The sequence below is a fragment of the Micromonospora sp. R311 genome, assembly GCF_056780015.1.
Map to the genome: position 1 here is coordinate 12226 of NZ_JBSWCE010000055.1, position 17795 is coordinate 30020.

At 74.7% G+C, this 17795-nt stretch carries 15 protein-coding genes and 1 riboswitch; of the genes, 7 read left to right on the plus strand and 8 right to left on the minus strand.

The window, feature by feature from the left end; genetic code table 11:
* Positions 1-52 precede the first annotated feature (52 nt).
* The 4 genes from AC1WTP_RS31500 (at position 53) to AC1WTP_RS31515 (ending at position 3870) form a co-directional block, all read left to right on the plus strand.
* The gene (locus AC1WTP_RS31500) at positions 53-781 is read left to right on the plus strand and encodes a histidine phosphatase family protein (protein WP_481652873.1); all 729 of its coding nucleotides are present in this window, start codon (positions 53-55) and stop codon (positions 779-781) included.
* The gene (locus tag AC1WTP_RS31505; RefSeq protein ID WP_481652874.1) at positions 765-1634 is read left to right on the plus strand and encodes an NAD(P)H-hydrate dehydratase; all 870 of its coding nucleotides are present in this window, start codon (positions 765-767) and stop codon (positions 1632-1634) included. Before AC1WTP_RS31500 ends, AC1WTP_RS31505 begins: the two co-directional genes overlap by 17 nt.
* A 151-nt stretch (positions 1635-1785) precedes the next feature.
* Complete coding sequence (locus AC1WTP_RS31510) at positions 1786-3255, plus strand: S8 family peptidase (RefSeq protein ID WP_481652875.1); 1470 nt, start codon at positions 1786-1788, stop codon at positions 3253-3255.
* Between the two features lie 114 nt (positions 3256-3369).
* Positions 3370-3870: a hemerythrin domain-containing protein gene (locus AC1WTP_RS31515; protein ID WP_481652876.1), complete on the plus strand. Its 501-nt coding sequence runs from the start codon at positions 3370-3372 to the stop codon at positions 3868-3870.
* A 43-nt stretch (positions 3871-3913) separates the two neighbouring features.
* Here AC1WTP_RS31515 and AC1WTP_RS31520 read toward each other — a convergent pair whose 3' ends face one another.
* Complete coding sequence (locus AC1WTP_RS31520) at positions 3914-4768, minus strand: metallophosphoesterase family protein (RefSeq protein WP_481652877.1); 855 nt, start codon at positions 4766-4768, stop codon at positions 3914-3916.
* 86 nt (positions 4769-4854) lie between these two features.
* A riboswitch (ZMP/ZTP riboswitch) is annotated at positions 4855-4944 on the plus strand.
* A gap of 18 nt (positions 4945-4962) precedes the next feature.
* Between AC1WTP_RS31520 and AC1WTP_RS31525 the strand changes: the two genes are divergently transcribed.
* On the plus strand, positions 4963-6402 hold the full coding sequence (locus tag AC1WTP_RS31525) for a glycine hydroxymethyltransferase (protein WP_481652878.1): 1440 nt from the start codon (positions 4963-4965) through the stop codon (positions 6400-6402).
* Positions 6403-6614: 212 nt separating this feature from the next.
* Here the strand turns inward: AC1WTP_RS31525 and AC1WTP_RS31530 are convergent, their stop codons facing one another.
* The 7 genes from AC1WTP_RS31530 to AC1WTP_RS31560 form a co-directional block, all read right to left on the minus strand.
* Positions 6615-8279 (minus strand): ribulokinase, encoded by a 1665-nt coding sequence (locus AC1WTP_RS31530; RefSeq protein ID WP_481652879.1) that lies wholly within the window; start codon positions 8277-8279, stop codon positions 6615-6617.
* Positions 8280-8411: 132 nt separating this feature from the next.
* Positions 8412-8672, minus strand: coding sequence for a hypothetical protein (locus tag AC1WTP_RS31535; protein ID WP_481652880.1), 261 nt, complete (start codon positions 8670-8672; stop codon positions 8412-8414).
* Positions 8673-8739: 67 nt separating this feature from the next.
* The gene (locus tag AC1WTP_RS31540; protein WP_481652881.1) at positions 8740-10068 is read right to left on the minus strand and encodes an aminotransferase class I/II-fold pyridoxal phosphate-dependent enzyme; all 1329 of its coding nucleotides are present in this window, start codon (positions 10066-10068) and stop codon (positions 8740-8742) included.
* Between the two features lie 2 nt (positions 10069-10070).
* The gene (locus AC1WTP_RS31545; protein ID WP_481652882.1) at positions 10071-11198 is read right to left on the minus strand and encodes an alpha-hydroxy acid oxidase; all 1128 of its coding nucleotides are present in this window, start codon (positions 11196-11198) and stop codon (positions 10071-10073) included.
* Positions 11191-12195, minus strand: coding sequence for an alpha/beta hydrolase (locus AC1WTP_RS31550; protein WP_481652883.1), 1005 nt, complete (start codon positions 12193-12195; stop codon positions 11191-11193). Before AC1WTP_RS31550 ends, AC1WTP_RS31545 begins: the two co-directional genes overlap by 8 nt.
* Positions 12192-13415, minus strand: a complete 1224-nt coding sequence (locus AC1WTP_RS31555) for a cytochrome P450 (RefSeq protein WP_481652884.1) — start codon at positions 13413-13415, stop codon at positions 12192-12194. The genes AC1WTP_RS31550 and AC1WTP_RS31555 overlap by 4 nt, the downstream gene beginning before the upstream one ends.
* Before the next feature lie 63 nt (positions 13416-13478).
* Positions 13479-14756 (minus strand): SGNH/GDSL hydrolase family protein, encoded by a 1278-nt coding sequence (locus AC1WTP_RS31560; protein ID WP_481652890.1) that lies wholly within the window; start codon positions 14754-14756, stop codon positions 13479-13481.
* Between the two features lie 289 nt (positions 14757-15045).
* Here AC1WTP_RS31560 and AC1WTP_RS31565 point away from each other — a divergent pair, with 289 nt between their 5' ends.
* A complete protein-coding gene (locus AC1WTP_RS31565; protein WP_481652885.1) occupies positions 15046-16611 on the plus strand; it encodes a class I adenylate-forming enzyme family protein in 1566 nt (521 codons plus the stop codon).
* Positions 16608-17795, plus strand: a 1188-nt coding sequence (locus AC1WTP_RS31570) for an MFS transporter (RefSeq protein ID WP_481652886.1), incomplete at its 3' end; no start/stop codon positions are given. The genes AC1WTP_RS31565 and AC1WTP_RS31570, both read left to right, overlap by 4 nt.

Below are 17795 nucleotides of genomic sequence, written 5' to 3' on the forward strand. Positions count from 1 at the left end.
GCCGCCACCACCCGGCGGTTACCGGCCACGAGACCCGGGTACGGGTTGCCCCATGGAACTGGCAGCGCTCTGGATCGTCCGGCACGGCGAGAGCACGGCGAACGTGGCGGCGAGCGCGGCCGAGCAGTCGGGCGCCGAGCTGATCGAGCTGACCCACCGGGACGCCGACGTGCCGCTCTCCCCGACCGGCGAGGAGCAGGCCCGGGCCACCGGGCGGTGGCTGGCCGGGCTGCCCGAGTCCCGCCGGCCCGACCAGGCGGTGGTGTCGCCGTACCTGCGCGCGGTGCGCACCGCCGAGCTGGCGCTGGCCGGCACCGGGATTCCGGTCGTCCGCGACGAGCGGCTGCGCGACCGGGAGCTGGGCATTCTCGACGGGCTGACCGGGCACGGGGTGCGCCAGCGGTATCCGGACGAGGCGGCGCGCCGGATTCGGCTCGGGAAGTTCTACTACCGGCCTCCCGGTGGGGAGTCCTGGACGGACGTGGCGCTGCGGCTGCGTACCCTCCTCGGCGACCTGCGCCGCGACCACCCCGGCCGGCGGGTGCTGCTCTTCGGGCACGACGCGCTGGTCTTCCTCACCCGCTACCTGGTCGAGCAGCTGACCGAGGCGGAGCTGATGGCGCTGACCCGCGGGCAGGTCATCGCGAACTGCTCGATCACCGGCTGGACCGCCGACCAGCACGGCCGGTTGACCCTCGACGTGTTCAACGACGTGTCCCACCTGCACCGCCAGGGCGCGCCGCCGACCCGGGAGGACGAGGTCCATGCCGAACCGGTCTGACACCCTGGTGATCACGCCCAGGCTGCTACGGGACTGGGCGCTGCCGGTGCCGACCGGCGGCGAGCAGGCCCGGGGCACCGTGCTGGTGGTGGGCGGCTCCCGGTTCACCCCCGGCGCGGTGCTGCTCGCCGGGGTGGCCGCGCTGCGCGCCGGCGCCGGCGTGCTGCAACTGGCCGCCGCCGAGTCCACCGCCGCCGCGCTGAGCATCCAGGTGCCGGAGGCGCTGGTGGTGGGGCTGCCGGAGACCACGGACGGCGCGATCGCCGGCCAGCCCGGCGACCGGCTGACCGAGCTGGTGGCCGAGGCCGACGTGGTGACCGTCGGCCCCGGGCTCAAGGACATCGACGAGACCCGCGCCCTGCTCAACCTGGTGCTTGACGGGGCCGGCCCGGAGACCGCGCTGGTGCTCGACGCGTACGCCCTGGGCGCGCTCAGCCACAGCCCGGACCTGCTGGTCGGGTCCGGCCGGCCGGTGGTGCTGACGCCCAACCTGACCGAGGCGCGCCACCTGCTCGGCCGGGAGCCCGGCGACGACCTGGACGCCGAGGCGGCCGAGCTGGCCCGCCGGTACGACGCGGTGGTGTCGCTCTACGGCCACATCGCCACCCCCGACGGGCGGGGCTGGCGGGAGGAGAGCGGTGACGCGGGCCTCGGCACCTCGGGCAGCGGGGACGTCCGGGCCGGGCTGCTGGCCGGGCTGCTCTCCCGGGGCGCGGAGCCGGCGCAGGCCGCCTGCTGGGCCGCGTTCGCCCACGCGGTGAGTGGCCAGCGACTGGTCCCCCGGTTCGGCCGGATCGGCTTCCTCGCCCGCGAGCTGCTCGACGAGATCCCGCACACTCTCGCCACCGTCTGACACTTTTGTCCGCCCGAGTGGAGTGTGTGTAACGCCACACCCACGCCCGGCGCTTGTTGCACAGAAGCAAGCACCCTGCCTGCTTCCCGCCGGTCCGCGCCCCCACCAGGGACGCGTCAGCCGGCGGGCAACGGCCCCCCTGGGAGTCTGTGTGAAGAACCTCCGCCGCAAGACACTGGCCGCCGCGTCCGCCGTGACGCTCGGCGTCGGTCTGGCCGTCACCGGCGGGCTCGCGCCCGCCGCGTCGGCCGCCGGCCCGGACACCACGTTCCTGGTCCTCGCCCCGCAGGGGGCGAAGACCGACAGGGCGGCCGCCCGCGTGGCCGCCGCCAAGGGCACGGTGGTGGCCAGCTACGACCAGATCGGCGTGCTCGTCGCCCGCTCGACCAACCCCGACTTCGCCACCGACGTGGCGGGCGCGGGCGTCGAGTCGGTGGCGTCCACCGCCGGCCTGGGCACCGCCCTCGACCAGGGCGAGACCGTGGAGGTGGCCGCGGCCGACGCCGTGACCGCCACCGCCGACCCGACCGCGGAACCGCTCTTCGGTCAGCAGTGGGACATGCCGATGATCGGTGTCCCGCAGGCGCACGCGATCAACGCCGGCAGCGCCGACGTGGTGGTGGGCGTGCTGGACAGCGGCATCTCCAGCAGCCACCCCGACCTGGCCAGCCAGATCGCCAAGGACAGGAGCGCGTCCTGCATCGGTGGTGTCGCCGACACCACCGAGGCGGCCTGGAACCCGACCACCTCCGACCACGGCACCCACGTGGCCGGCACCATCGCCGCCGGCGTCAACGGCGTCGGGGTGACCGGGGTGGCGCCGGGCGTCAAGGTGGCCGCCGTCAAGGTGGTCAACGACGACCTGTTCATCTACCCGGAGGCCGCGATCTGCGGCTTCGTCTGGGCCGCCGAGCACGGTATGCGGGTCACCAACAACAGCTACTTCATCGACCCGTGGGAGCTGAACTGCCGCAACGACGCCCGTCAGCGTCCGGTGTGGCAGGCCGTGCAGCGGGCCATCCGCTACTCGCAGTCCAAGGGCGTGCTCAACGTGGCGTCCGCGGGCAACTCGAACTGGGACCTCGCGCACAAGAACTACAACGCCGACCGGCCCAACGACGGCAGCTACCCGGACGAGTCGGCGGAGCTGAACAGCGCCTGCCTCGTCCTGCCGGGCGAGGCGCCGGGCGTGCTGACCGTCTCGGCGGTCGCCCCGACCGGCAAGAAGAGCTACTACTCCTCGTACGGCCTGGGCGTCGTCGACGTCACCGCACCCGGTGGCGACACCCGGTTCCGCACCAACGGCGCCAGCTCGACCCTGACCGACGGCATTCTGTCGACCACCTTCAACACGGCGACGAAGACCAACGGCTGGGGTTACAAGCAGGGCACGTCGATGTCGAGCCCGCACGCGGCCGGCGTCGCGGCGCTGGCCCTGTCGGCCCACCCCGGCATGACGGCGGGCCAGCTGGCGTCCTTCCTCGAGCGGACCGCGGAGTCGGTCCCCTGCGAGGAGGGCGTCTGGGAGCCGCGGCCGGGCTACCCGGCCGTCTGCACCGGGGGCGAGCGCAACTCGTTCTACGGCGCGGGCATGGTCAGCGCGTACAACGTGGTGAAGTAGCAGCACGGCACGACCCGTGGTGGGGCCCGGCGGTGATCCGCCGGGCCCCACCCGTTTTCGCTGCTCACGGCCGGGGTACGGGAGGAGGCGTCCGACGAGCCGAGGAGGTCAACGGTGTCCACCGATGCCATCGTCCTGTTGAAAGAGGACCACAAGGAGATGCGGCGCCTGTTCAAGGCGTTCCAGGATGCCGAGGAGGGGCCGGCGAGCAAGCGGCGGCAGCTGGTGGGCCAGATCATCGAGGCGCTCACCGTGCACACGTACCTGGAGAACGAGGTGATGTACCCGGAGGTCCGCAAGCTCCTGCCGGACCTGGAGGACGACATCCTCGAGTCGTACGAGGAACACCACGTCGCCGACCTGCTCTGCGCCGAACTGTTCACCATGGACGCCGAGGACGAGCACTTCAACGCGAAGACCACGGTGCTGATCGAGAACGTCCTGCACCACGTCGAGGAGGAGGAGCAGGAGTGGTTCCCGAAGGTGCGCGAGGCGCTCGGCCGTAAGCAGTTGCAGGAGATCGGCGAGCGGATGATCGAGCTGCGCGACAAGGCTCCCCGCAAGCCCACCGACCCGAAGGCGATCAAGAAGTCGCTGGACGCGGTGACCGCCTGAGCGGCGACGAACGCGACGGGCCCCGGCGCGTCGGGGCCCGTCGTCACGCCGGGGGCGCCGGCAGGATCCGCCGCAGCCGCCCCGGCGGTACGGCCCGCTGCCGCCACTCGCGCGGATAGCCCACCGACACCTCCTCGAACCGCACGCCGTCGTGCCAGGTGGTCCGCGGGATGTGCAGGTGCCCGTAGACCACCGCGGCGGCGTCGAAGCGCAGGTGCCAGTCGGCGGTCGCCTCGGTGCCGCACCACTGGGCGAAGATCGGGTAGCGCAGGATCCGGGTCGGCTCGCGGACCAGCGGGTAGTGGTTGACCAGCACGGTCGGCAGTGCCGGCTCCCGCTCGGCCAGCCGCTGCCGGGTCTGCGCGACCCGGGCCGCGCACCAGTCCGGACGGCTCGGGTACGGGTCGGGGTGCAGCAGGAACTCGTCGGTGCAGACGATCCCCGTCCGGTACGCCTCGGCCAGCGCCGCCTCGCGGGTGTCGAACCCGTCCGGCAGCCAGCTGTGGTCGTAGAGCAGGAACAGCGGGGCCACCAGCACCGGCCCGCCCGGCCCCCGCCACACCGGGTACGGGTCCTCCGGGGTGAGCACGCCCAGCCGCCGGCAGACCGCCACCAGGTGCTGGTAGCGCTCCAGCCCGCGCAGCGCCACCGGGTCGTTCGGCGGGGTCCAGAGTTCGTGGTTGCCGGGCGCCCAGACCACCCGGGCGAAGCGGTGGGCCAGCAGCCCGAGGGCCCACTCGACGTCGGCCACCGTGTCGGCCACGTCCCCGGCGACGAGCAGCCAGTCGTGCGGCGAGTCGGGGCGCAACCCCTCGACGACGGCCCGGTTCTCCCGGTGGTTGACGTGCAGGTCGCTGATGGCGAGCAGGCTGCCGCCCTCGCTCCCGTCGGCCGCCATGCACCGATCCTATGGACCACCCACCCCCACGGCGAGCCCACTCTCCGCCCCGAGCCGGGGTGGCGGGCCGCGGACCCGGTAGGATCAGCCCGGGCCGTGACTGGCGCGTGGGGATGGAGCACCATCGGGAAGCGGTCCCGTCATGAGGACGCATGCCGAGCGCCTGGGCCTTCCGCACGTCACCTGGAGGTCGCATGTCGTCGCTGAACGCCGAATCCACCGCTTTCCGCAGCGCCCTCGAGGTGATCCGCGCCGTCGAACCGCGGGTGGCCGACGCCATCGGGGCCGAGCTGGCCGACCAGCGCGAGTCGCTCAAGCTGATCGCGAGCGAGAACTACGCCTCCCCGGCCACCCTGCTGGCGATGGGGAACTGGTTCAGCGACAAGTACGCCGAGGGCACCGTCGGGCGCCGCTTCTACGCCGGCTGCCAGAACGTCGACACGGTGGAGGCGCTCGCCGCCGAGCACGCCCGGGAGCTGTTCGGCGCCGCGCACGCGTACGTGCAGCCGCACTCCGGCATCGACGCCAACCTGGTCGCGTTCTGGGCGATCCTGGCCGACCGGGTCGAGTCGCCGGCGCTGAAGAAGGCGCAGGTCCGGCAGGTCAACGAGCTCACCGAGGCGGACTGGTTCGCGCTCCGCCGCGAGCTGGGCAACCAGCGGATGCTGGGCATGTCGCTGGACGCCGGCGGGCACCTCACCCACGGCTTCCGGCCGAACATCTCCGGCAAGATGTTCGACCAGCGCAGCTACGGCACCGACCCGGCCACCGGTCTGGTCGACTACGACAGGGTCGCCGAGGCGGCCCGCGAGTTCAAGCCGCTGATCCTGGTCGCCGGCTACTCGGCGTACCCGCGGAAGGTCAACTTCCGGATCATGCGGGAGATCGCCGACTCCGTCGGCGCCACCTTCATGGTCGACATGGCGCACTTCGCCGGCCTGGTCGCCGGCAAGGTCTTCACCGGCGACTTCGACCCGGTGCCGCACGCGCACATCGTCACCACCACCACGCACAAGTCGCTGCGCGGGCCGCGCGGCGGCATGGTGCTCTGCCAGCCGGAGCTGGCCGACCAGGTCGACCGGGGCTGCCCGATGGTGCTCGGCGGCCCGCTGCCGCACGTGATGGCCGCCAAGGCGGTCGCCCTGGCCGAGGCCCGCCGTCCCGACTTCGCCGACTACGCCCGGCGGATCGTCGACAACGCGCAGGCCCTCGCCGAGGGGCTGCTGCACCGCGGCGGCAAGCTGGTCACCGGCGGCACCGACAACCACCTGGTGCTGATCGACGTCTCCGGCTACGGGCTGACCGGCCGGCAGGCCGAGCAGGCGCTGCTCGACTCGGGCATCGTCACCAACCGCAACTCGGTCCCGCAGGACCCGAACGGCGCCTGGTACACCTCGGGCATCCGGATCGGCACCCCGGCGCTGACCACCCGGGGGCTGGGCACCGCGGAGATGGACCAGACCGCCGAGCTGATCCACACCGTGCTCAGCCAGACCACGCCGGGCAGCAACGCCGACGGCACCCCGTCGAAGGCGAAGTACGTGCTCGACCCGGCCGTCGCCGACAAGATCAGCCGCCAGGCCGCCGAGCTGCTCACCGGCTTCCCGCTCTACCCCGCCGTCGACCTCGGCTGACCCGCACCACCCCCCGACGCCCCGCCCGGCCCCGCCGCGCGGGGCGTCCCCGTCCCCGCCCCCACCCACCCTCCACCCTGCCCACCCCGTTGATCATGAGGTTGACGGCGTGGATCCGGACATTTCGCACCGCTAACCTCATGATCAACGGGCGGGGCGGGAGGCGCGCGGGCGGGGCGGGCGGGGCGGGGGGCGCGCGGGCGGGGTGGGGATCAGTGGGGGCGGTTGCGGAGGGCGCGGAGGCGGTGCAGGGTCTCGGCGCCGCCGCGGCCGAAGTGGTCGTGCATCGCGCGGTACTCGGCGTAGAGCTCGTCGTAGGCCGCGGCGCGGTCCGGGTCCGGGTGCCAGGTTTCCCGGCGAGGGGCGCCCATCGCCGCCGAGGCGGCCGGCACGTCGGGGTACGCCCCGGCGGCCACCGCCGCGTGGATCGCCGCGCCCAGCGCCGCCGGATGCGCGGAATCGACCACGTGCAGCGGCCGGCGCAGCACGTCGGCGTAGATCCGCAGCAGCAGCCGGTTGTCGGTCAGCCCGCCGGCGACGGTCAGCCCGGCCACCCGCACCCCGGCGTCCTCGAACGCGGCGACCACGGTCCGCGCGCCGAACGCGGTCGACTCCAGCAGCGCCCGCCAGATCTCCTCCGGCCGGGTGGCCAGGGTCAGCCCGAACAGCACGCCGCTGAGCTCGTGGTCCATCAGCACCGAGCGGTTGCCGCTGTGCCAGTCGAGCGCGAGCAGGCCGTGCCCGCCGACCGGCTGCCCGGCGGCCAGGGAGTCGAGCAGCTGGTACGGGCTCACCCCGAGCGCGCGGGCCCGCTCGGCGTACCGCGCGGGCAGGGCGTTGGTCACGTACCAGGCGAAGATGTCACCCACCCCGCTCTGCCCGGCCTCGTACCCCCAGGCGCCGGTGGTGACGCCGCCGTCGACCACGCCGCACACCCCGGGCACCTCGTGGCAGGCGTCCGCGTTCATGATCAGGCAGGTGGAGGTGCCGAGCACGGCGAGCATCCGTCCCGGTTCGACCGCACGGGCCGCCGCGGCGGTGACGTGCGCGTCGATGGTGCCGGCGGCGACGGCGACGCCCACCGGCAGCCCGGTCCACCCCGCCGCCTCGGGGGTGAGCCCGCCGGCCCGGTCGCCCAACGGCACGAGCGGGCCGTCGACGCGGGGCAGCAGGGCGTCCAGCCGGGGATGCAGGGCGCGCAGGAACTCCGCCGACGGGTACCGCCCGTCCTGGCGCAGCCCCTTGTAGCCGGCGGCGGAGACGTTGCGGGTCTCCCGGCCGCAGAGCTGCCAGACGATCCAGTCCGCCGCCTCGATCCAGCGCTCCGCGCGGTCGAAGACCTCCGGGTCCTCCTCCAGCAGCTCCAGCGCCTTGGCCAGCTGCCACTCCGCCGAGACCCGGCCGCCGTAGCGGGCCAGCCAGCGCTCACCGCGCTCGACGGCCAGGGCGTTGATCCGGTCGGCCTGCCGCTGCGCCGCGTGGTGCTTCCACAGCTTCGGGTACGCGTGCGGCCGGCCGGCCAGCCCGGGCAGCTCGCAGAGCGGGGTGCCGTCGGCACGGGCGGGGAGCACGGTGCTGGCGGTCGCGTCGATGCCGATGCCGAGCACGTCGTCGGGGCGTACCCCGGCGGCGCGCAGCGCGGCGGGCACCGCGACCCGCAGCACCTCGCGGTAGTCGTCGGGATGCTGCACCGCCCAGTCCGGCGGCAGCGCCGGACCGCCGGGGAGCCGTTCGGTGATGACTCCGTGCCGGTACGGGTGCACCGCCTCGCCGACCTCGGTGCCGTCGGCGACGTCCACCACCAGGGCCCGGCCCGAGAGGGTGCCGAAGTCGACCCCGACCACGTACCGGGGCCGCCCGGCCGCGGGTTGCGCCACTGCTCCTCCTCCCCGCCGCCATCCGGCACCGGGCGACCGGCCGGCGGCGGCGGGAGGCAACGGTAACAACACCGCCGGGGCAGGCCGCCCGCCGGCGGATGTCGGCGGGCGGGACGGGGGACCCGGGCGGGGTCAGCCGATCGGGCGCTTCAGGTGGTAGCGGTGCACCTCGGTGCTGCCCTGGACGTTGTTCACGTCCTCGGCGGCGGAGACCAGTTCCCAGCCCTCCCGGCCGACCCGGTTGAGGTGCGCGATCGCCGTGTCGCCGTACGCGGTGATGTCCCGGCGTGTCCCGTCCGGGCCGTACCAGATGAAGCTGACGTGGAAATTGCGGCCCTGCCCCTGGTAGCGGCGGACCAGCAGGGCGTACTCCCAGGCGACCATGGCGTCCATTATGACCGTCCACGCAGGACGGGTGAACGCGGGCAGTCGCGGATTGCCATGCGGTGAACGCGGTGTGTCAGCCGACCCGGCTGGGCGTGCCGCGGCGGGCCAGCTCGTCGGTGACCAGGGCGGCCAGCCGGTCCAGGCCGAGGTCGATCTCGGCGGGGGTCACCGCGCTCACCGACAGGCGCAGCGCGTCCACCGGGGCGCCGGCGTCGTAGAAGTGCGCCATCGGCGTCCAGAGCAGCCCGTACTCGCGGGCCGAGCGGTGCAGCAGCGCGTCGTCGACGGGGAACGGCACGGTCACCACCACGAAGAACCCGCCGGCCGGCACCGTCCACCGCACCGGCGAGGCGTCCGGCGGGAACCGCCGGGCCAGGCCGGCGACCAGGTGACGCAGGTTCCGGGTGTACGCGGCCCGCTCCCGGACGGTGGCGGCGACCAGGCTGCACCCGTGCTCCAGCAGCGCCCCGCCGACCACCGCCTGCGCGATCGCGGAGGTGTTCACGGTGACCATGCTCTTGATCTTGGCGAGCTGGTCGGCGAGCAGCCCGACCTCGCCGTCCCGGCCGGCCACCCGCTGGTCGGCGACGACGTAGCCGACCCGCGCGCCGGGCAGCACCGTCTTGGCGAACGAGCCCAGGTAGACCACCCGCCGCCCGGTGTCCAGCGCCTTGAGCGTGGGCAGCCGCTCGGCGTCCCCGGCCGGGAAGAGGCCGTACGGGTTGTCCTCCAGCAGCAGCAGGTCCTCCGCCGCGGCCAGTTCGAGCAGCCGCCGCCGGTCGGCGAGGGCGAGGCTCGTCCCGGACGGGTTGGCGAAGTCCGGCATCAGGTAGCAGGCCCGCGGGCGCAGCCCCTCGGCCCGGGCCCGGCGCACCTGGACCCGCAGGTCGGCCAGGTCCACCCCGGCCGGGCCGCCGGCCACCGGGCGCACCGGCAGGTCCAGCAGCCGGGCCGCGCCGGTCAGCCCGACGTACGTGGGCGCGACGGCGAGCAGCACGTCGGCCGGGCCGGCACGCAGCGCCCGCAGCACCAGGAACATCGCCTCCTGGCAGCCGACCGTCACCACGATCGCCTCCGGGTCGACGGTGATCCCCTCGTCGACCGCCAGGTTGCGGACCACCAGGTGGTGCACGACGCCCTTGGTGCGGCCGTACTGGAACAGGGTGCGGTGCACCTGGGCCGGGGTGAGACCGAGGTCGTCGGCGAGGTGGCGGCGGAAGTTCTCCAGGTGCCGGTGCAGCGCCGCGACGTCGAAGAACTCCTCGTACGGCCGGCCGGCGGCCAGCGACACCGCGTCCGGATAGTGCTGGGCCACCTCGTTGAGGAAGTTCATCGAGTTCAGCGCCGGGTCGTCGACGGCCGGGTGCAGCTCGGTCACGGTCAGGTCCACCGGCCGGTCCATGCTCAGTCCACCGTCCGGGTGCACAGCTCACGGGCCGCCGCCGGGTCGGCGCAACCGGCCAGGGCCAGCGCGTCGCGGAACTCGCCGGCCAGCAGGGACAGCGCCGCCTCGGCGCCGGCCCGGCCGCCGACGGCCAGCGCCCAGAGCATCGGCCGGCCGACCAGCACCCCGCTCGCGCCGAGCGCCAACGCGCGCAGCACGTCGACCCCGCCGCGGACGCCGCTGTCCAGCAGCACCTCGCACCGGTCGGCGACCGCCGCGACCACCTCGGGCAGCACGGCGGCCGTGGCCGGCGCGCCGTCGAGCTGCCGGCCGCCGTGGTTGGAGACCACCACCGCGTCGGCGCCGGCGGCGACCGCGAGGGCGGCGTCGCGCGGGTCGAGGATGCCCTTGACCACCAGCGGCAGGGCGGTACGCCCGCGCAGCCAGTCCAGGTCGGCCCAGGTCAGCGCGGGCGCGAAGGCCTGGTCGGTGTGCGCGGCGACCGCGGAGACGCCCGGCGTCACGGTGTGCGCGAGCTCGTCCCGGCCGGCCGGCAGGTTGGCCGCCACCACGTGCGGCGGGATGGCGAACGCGTTGCGCACGTCGCGCAGCCGCCGGCCGAGGATCGGCACGTCCACGGTGACGGTGAGCGCCGTGCAGCCGGCCCCGTGCGCCCGGTCCAGCAGGTCGGCGACCAGTCCGCGGTCGCGCAGCCAGTAGAGCTGGAACCAGACCGCCGCGCCGGTCGCCGCGATCTGTTCGATCGGCACGCTGCTCAGCGTGCTGGCCAGGTACGGCACGCCGGCCGCCCCGGCCGCGCCGGCCAGCGCCAGTTCCCCGTCCGGGTGCACCAGCCGCTGGTACGCCATCGGCGCGACCGCCACCGGCAGCGCGTACGGCGCGCCGAGCAGCCGCGCCCCGGTGCGGGGGGTGGAGACCCCGCGCAGCACCCGGGGCAGCACCGCCACCCGGTCCAGCGCGCGCCGGTTGGCGGCGAGGGTGGTCTCCGCGCCGCTGCCGCCGTCGATGTAGTCCCACACCTGCGGCGGCAGCACCGCCCGGGCCGGCGCGGCGAAGTCGGCCAGGCAGGCCGGCCCGGGCGGCTGCGCCACCGGCAGGTCCGGCTTCGGCAGCACCCCCTCAGCCATCCGTCGACCCCCTCCCCACCGGCACCGCCGCCGGATCGGCGCCGGCCAGCCCGAACCGGCCGCGCAGGAAGGCGGCGGCCTCGTCCTGGGCACGGCGGCCGTCGTCGAAGACGCCGGGCATGGCGAAGAAGCCGTGGACCATCCCGGGATAGCGGTTGAGCGTGGTCGGCACCCCGGCGGCGCGCAGTCGGTGGGCGTACCGCTCCCCCTCGTCGCGCAGCGGGTCGTGCTCGGCGGTGACCACCAGCGCCGGCGGCAGCCCGGTCAGGTCCGGCGCGAGCAGCGGCGAGGCCAGCGGGTCCCGGGCGTCGGCCGGGTCCGCCAGGTAGTGCCGGCGGTACCAGGCGACCGAGTGGCGGTTGAACAGCAGCGGGTCGTCGTCGCCGGCGGCCTCCCCGGTCTGGTCGGTGTTCGGGTAGACCAGCAGTTGCGCGACGAGTCGGGGACCGCCCCGGGCCCGGGCCAGCAGGGTGACCGCGGCGGCGAGGTTGCCGCCGGCGCTGTCCCCGCCGACCGCGACCCGGTGCGGGTCCAGGCCGAACTCCTCGGGGTGGCTGGCGAGCCACCGGGTGGCCGCGTGGCAGTCGTGCACGGCGGCCGGGAAGGGGTGTTCCGGGGCGAGCCGGTAGCCGACGGTGACCACCTGGCAGGGCACCGCGTTGGCCAGCCGCCGGCAGATGCCGTCGGCGGTGTCGATGCTGCCCAGCGTCCAGCCCCCGCCGAAGAAGTAGACCAGGGTGGGCAGCGGGCCGGCGGCGGCCGGCCGGTACCGGCGTACCGGCAGGTCCCCGGCCGGGCCGGGGACGTGCGCGTCGCGTACCTCGGACACCGGCTCGACCGCGCCGCCGCCGGCGCGGATCGCGGCCAGGTCGGCGGCGCGGGCCTCGGCCAGGGTCTGGGTGTACAGCGGCGGCACGCCGGCCGCGGCGCGCGCGGCCCGGTACGCCGCCACCTGCGGGTGGGCGCCGAGCCTGCTTCGCTCGTTCCGCTCGCTCATCGGGCCTCCCGTCCGCCGGTGTGGACCAGCAGCTTGTCGATGCCGCGCAGGAAGAGGCTGCCGCTGTAGGTCGGCGGCTCGGCGACCGCGAGCCGGGGAAAGCGGCCGAGTAGCCGGGGCAGCGCGAGCCGACCCTCCAGCCGGGACACCGCGGCGCCGAGGCAGTAGTGCAGGCCGACGCCGAAGGCGAGCGACGGCGGGCCGGCCCGGCGCGGGTCGAACCGGTCCGGGTCGGGAAACCGGCCCGGGTCGCGGTTGGCGGCGGCGATCACCAGCAGCACGTTCTGGTCCCGCTCGACCGGCACCCCGCCGAGCACGGCGTCCCGGGGCGCGGCCCGGGCCAGGAAGTGCACCGGGGCCTCCAGCCGCAGGATCTCGTCGACCGCGCCCCGGGTCAGCGTGTCGTCCCCGGGCACCGCGGCGGCCACCTCGGGGTGGGCCAGCAGCAGCGGCAGCCCGTTGCTGAACAGGTAGACGGTGGTGACGAAGGCGGCGTTGAACAGCACGATCAGGTTGCTGACCAGCTCGTCCTCGGTGAGCGCGACGCCGCCGGCGTCGACCGCCTCGACCAGCCCGCTGATCAGGTCCTCGCCCGGGCGGCGGCGCCGGTGCGCGATCAGCTCCGCGTAGAAGTCGCGCAGCTCGGCGGCGGCGGTGTTGGCGGCGGCGAGCCGTTCCGGGGTCTTGCCCGCGACGTCCAGGAACTCGTCGATCCGTTCCACCCTCTGCCGGTAGAAGTCCAGGTCGCCGGCGGGGATGCCGATGAACTCCGCCATCACCCGGGCCGGCATCGGGTACGCGAACTCCGCGACGAAGTCGAACCCGGTGTCGCCGGCGTCGGCCATCCGGTCCAGCAGATCGTCGACCACCCGGATCACCGCCGGTTCGAGGGCGCCCAGCCGGCGCGGGGTGAACGTCTTCGCGAAGACCGCCCGCATCCGGGTGTGGTCCGGCGGGTTGACGAACATCATCGAGGTCTGCAGCGTGCGCAGCACCTCCTGCTCCGGCCAGCCCGGCGGGGCCTGCTTGTACCACCCGGGGTCGCGCAGCACCTCGCTGACCAGGTCGTAGCCGACGGCGACGGCGGCCACCGAGCGGTGCTCGGGGCGGGCCGGCACCGGGCTGACCGGCCCCAGCTCGTGCAGGCCGGCGTAGCAGGGATACGGGTCCTGCCGGCCCTCGTCGCTGTAGAGCCGGGTCAGCAGCTGCGTGACGTCCACGTCGGTCTCCCCCAGGGACGGCGGCGCGGGCGGCGGGAGTCGCCCCGCCGCCCGCGCCGGGTGTCACAGGCCGAGCAGTCGCAGCGGCACGGCGTCGGCCATCGCCTGGTTGCCGGCGTCGTTCGGGTGGATGTGGTCGCCCGAGTCGTACGCGGGCAGCAGCCGGCTGGGCTGGGCCGGGTCGCGGAGCACCCGGTCGAAGTCGAGCAGCCCGTCGAACTCGTCGCTGCCGCGCAGGTACGCGTTCACCGCCTGCCGGGTGGCCTCCTTCTCCGGCGTCCACACCCCCGGGTTGCCGTGCCCCTCGTACGGCGTCAGGGTGGCCACCAGGCTGCGCAGGCCGCGCGCCTTGACCTGCTGGTTGATCTGCCGCAGCGCGGCGATGACGCTCTCGGCGGAGTCGCCGGACATCCAGATGTCGTTGATGCCCAGGTGGGTGACCACCGTCCGGGCGTCGGTCTGGGCGAAGACGTCCTCGTCGAGCCGGCTCACCGCGTTCGGCCCCAGCTCGTGGTAGCCGGGGAAGCCGCCCGCGCCGGGCTCCGGCCCCTCGTGGTTGAGCCGGTTGCCGGCCAGGCTCAGGTTGAGCACGCCCGGGGTGCGGACGTCCGGCCGGGCGTCGAGCAGCCGGTCGGCGAGCAGGTCGGGCCAGCGCCGGTTGGCGTTGACCGTGCTGCCGTTGCCGTCGCCGATCGAGTCACCGAGCACCACCAGCGCCCCCGGGGAGTGCCGGCGCTGCACGTCGATGCCGGAGAGGAAGAACCAGCAGCAGTTCGGCCGGATGGTGAAGCCGGCGCCGTCGGCGGCGGAGGTGAGGTCGGTGGCGCCGATGAAGTTGGTCTGCCGGGACTGGCCGTGGAAGGTCACCGGGCCGGTCGGCGTCGGGAAGTGCACGGTGAGCACCAGGTCCTGCTGGTCGCCGACCGGGAAGTCGATCGGATCGCTGAGCAGCTCCGCGCCGCGGTTCATGGTGGCCGAGGTGGCGCCGTTGAAGCGCAGCTCGCGCAGGCTCGCCGGGTCGATGTCGGAGTGGTCGTCGGCGGTGGCGGTGTTCGGGCGGGCGATGGTGGCGCGACCCACCCGGACCGCCTGCTCGCCGTAGCCGTTGCTCAGCCGCACCCGCAGCCGCGGGCCGCCGACGGAGGTGTGCACCACCATCCGGACGCTCTGGTTGTTCAGGCCGGTGTTGGTCAGGCCGGTGGCGTTGCCGCGGGTCACCGCGGCGGCCCAGCTGCCCGCCCAGACGGCCCGGTCGCCGCGCGCCGCGGCGCTCTCGCCGGGGCCGGCGCTGGCCACCACGGCCGGGGTGCCCGCGACCAGCACCGCGGCGGCGGAAGCTATCACGTGCCATCTCTTCGGAGTCGCCATTGAACCTCCATCGTGTGGCAGCCCGGGGGCCGTCCGCTGACGCCCGCCTGGACGATGGACCGGAAACTAGCCGCCGCCGAAGATGGGCGTCAATCAACCTGATCGACGCGATCAAATGTCCGCCAGTCCGCTCGGAGCACCGTTCGGTCCCTCTCCGGTGACGGCGCGAACACCCTACGCTCACATGCGGCGGCGGGGTGGTCGCCGGCCCGCGCGCCACCGCCGGGAGCTGCCCGGCCGCCGGACCGGATGGGGGCTGCCGATGACTGACGGGCGACGGGCGAGCTACGTGGACCGCGCGCTGGCGCTCTTCGCCACCTGGGGCGAGCGGGAGGCGCTGGTGGGCGGCGGCCGCCGGCTCAGCTACGCCGAGGTGCGCGCCGAGGTGTGCGGCCTGGCCGCCACGCTGCGCCGGCACGGCGTACGACCGGGCGCGGCGGTGCTGGTCGCGCTCGGCAACCCGGTCGAGGGGCCGCTGGTGCAGCTCGCCCTGCACCTGCTGGGCTGCCGCACGATGTGGGTCGCCCCGGTCACCTCGGCGCGCGAGGTCGCCGACTTCGCCCGGCTGGCCCGCCCCGACGCCTTCCTCTACGACGCCCGCGACCCGGCGAGCCTCGGCCCGGCGCTGGCCGCCGCGCTGCCCGGCGTGCCGGTCTTCTGCCTCGGCCCGGGCGGCGCCGGCCCGGACGTCACCGGGACGACCGCCGAACCCGGCGACCTGCCGGCCCGGGTGCCGGCGCCGGAGTCGTTCCTGCAGACCAGCGGCACCACCGGCACCCCGAAGCTGGTGCACCACCGGGAGAGCTTCTACGCCCAGATCCTCACCCTGGCCGCGGATTTCGTCGTCGCCGGGCACCCGCTGCTGCGGCACCTGTCGCACTCGCCGATGTGGCTGGCCAGCGGACAGATCACCACCCTGTTCAACCTGTTCACCGGCGGCGTGCTGGTGCTGCGCGACGGCTGGGACCCGGCGCGGTTCATCGACACGGTGCGGCGGGAGCGGATCAACTCCACCTTCGTCACCCCGCCGATGCTCTACGAGGTGCTGGACCATCCGGCGCTGGCCGGCGCGGACTTCTCCGCGATGGTCATGTTCAACGTGGGCGCCGGGCCGGCCGCGCCCGCCCGGCTGCGCCAGGCGATCGCCCGCTTCGGCCCGGTGCTGCGCATCGTGTACGGGCTGAGCGAGGCGGTGGTGATCACCGCACTGCCCGGGCTGACCGACGACCCGGAGCACCCGGAGCGGCTGCGCTCCTGCGGCCGGCCCTACGGCGACGTGCGGGTGGAGATCCGCGCCGAGGACGGCACGGTGCTGCCGCCCGGCGTCGACGGTGAGGTGTGGGTGCACACCGCCCTCCGCTTCGCCGGCTACCACGGCCAGCCGGAGCTGACCGCCGAGACGCTGGTCGACGGCTGGGTACGCACCCGCGACATCGGGCACCTGGACGCGGACGGGTACCTCTACCTGGTGGACCGGTTGCAGGACCGGATCCTCACCCGGCAGCGCAGCTGGCCGATCTACTCGCGCCCGATCGAGGACGCCCTGGCCGGGCACCCGCAGGTGCGGGCCGCCGCGGTGATCGGCGTGCCGGACGAGGTGGCTGGCGAGCTGCCGTACGCCTTCGTGGTGCCGGCGCCCGGCGCGACGGTGACCGCCGCCGAGCTGATCGACCTGGTCACCACGACGCTGAGCGAGACCTGGGCGCCCGGGGCGGTGGAGTTCGTCGACCGGCTGCCGCTCAACCGATCGGCCAAGGTGGACAAGCGGGCGCTGCGCGCCCGGTACGCCGCCACGCACCCGCCGGCCGCGATCGGCAGCCCGGCGTGACCCCCCGGCGGGAACTGGTCACCCTGGTCACCGCCGATCTGATCTCCAACCTCGGCAGCCGGATCTCGGTGGTGGCCATCCCCTGGCTGGTGCTGGAGACCACCGGCAGCCCGGCGAAGATGGGCCTGGTGGCCGCCGCCGAGACGCTGCCGTACCTGCTCTCCAGCGCGCTGGCCACGCCGTGGGCGGACCGGATCGGGCTGCGCCGCACCTCGATCCTGGCCGACCTGGGCAGTGCGGGGCTGATGGTGGCGGTGGCGCTGACCCCGTGGCTCGGCTTCGGCGCGCTGGTGGCCCTGGTCGCCGTCGTCGGCGGGCTGCGCGGCATCGGCGACCGGGTCAAGCACGTGCTGTTCCGCCCGGCCGCGGCGGCCGCCGGGGTACGGCTGATCCGGCTGACCTCGGTCTACGACGGGCTGGGTCGGTTGGTCACGCTCTTCGGAGCGGCCGCCGGTGGGCTGCTCGTCTGGTGGTTCGGGGTGACCGGGGCGATCCTGATCGACGCGGCGAGCTTCGGCGTCTGCGCGCTGCTGATCGGCGTCCTGGTACGCCCGCCGGCGGCCACCGCGGCGCCGGCCCAGCCGGAGGGCTACCTGCGGGCGCTCGCCGGCGGGTTCCGCTACCTGGGCCGGAACCGGATGCTGCTGAACATGCTGCTGGTGATCGCGGCGCTGAACATGGTGGCCAACGCCAGCATCGCGGTCTACATCCCGCTCTGGGTGGCCGACGTGCTGGGCAACCCCGCCGGGCTGGGTCTGGTCCTCGGGGCGTTCTCGGCCGGCGCGCTGCTGGGGAACCTGCTGTTCACCGTGCTCGGCCCCCGGCTGCCCCGCTATCTGACCTTCGTGGCCGGGGCGCTGGTCAGCGGCACACCCCGGCTGGTGGCGCTGGCGGTCAACGAGGAGCTGCCGGTGGTGCTGGTGGTGACCTTCCTGTCCGGCATCGGGATCGCCGCGGTGAACCCGCTGCTGGGCGTGGCGCTCTACGAGCGGGTGCCGGCGGAGCTGCAGACCCGGGTGATCGGGTTGGCCGGGTCGCTGGGCTTCGTGGGACTGCCGGTGGGCGCGCTGCTCGGCGGCTGGTCGGTGGCCGCGTTCGGCCTGGGACCGGCCCTGCTGGCGATGGCCTCCGCCTGCCTGCTGGTGACCCTGCTCCCGCTCACCGACGCCCTCCGCACCCACCCC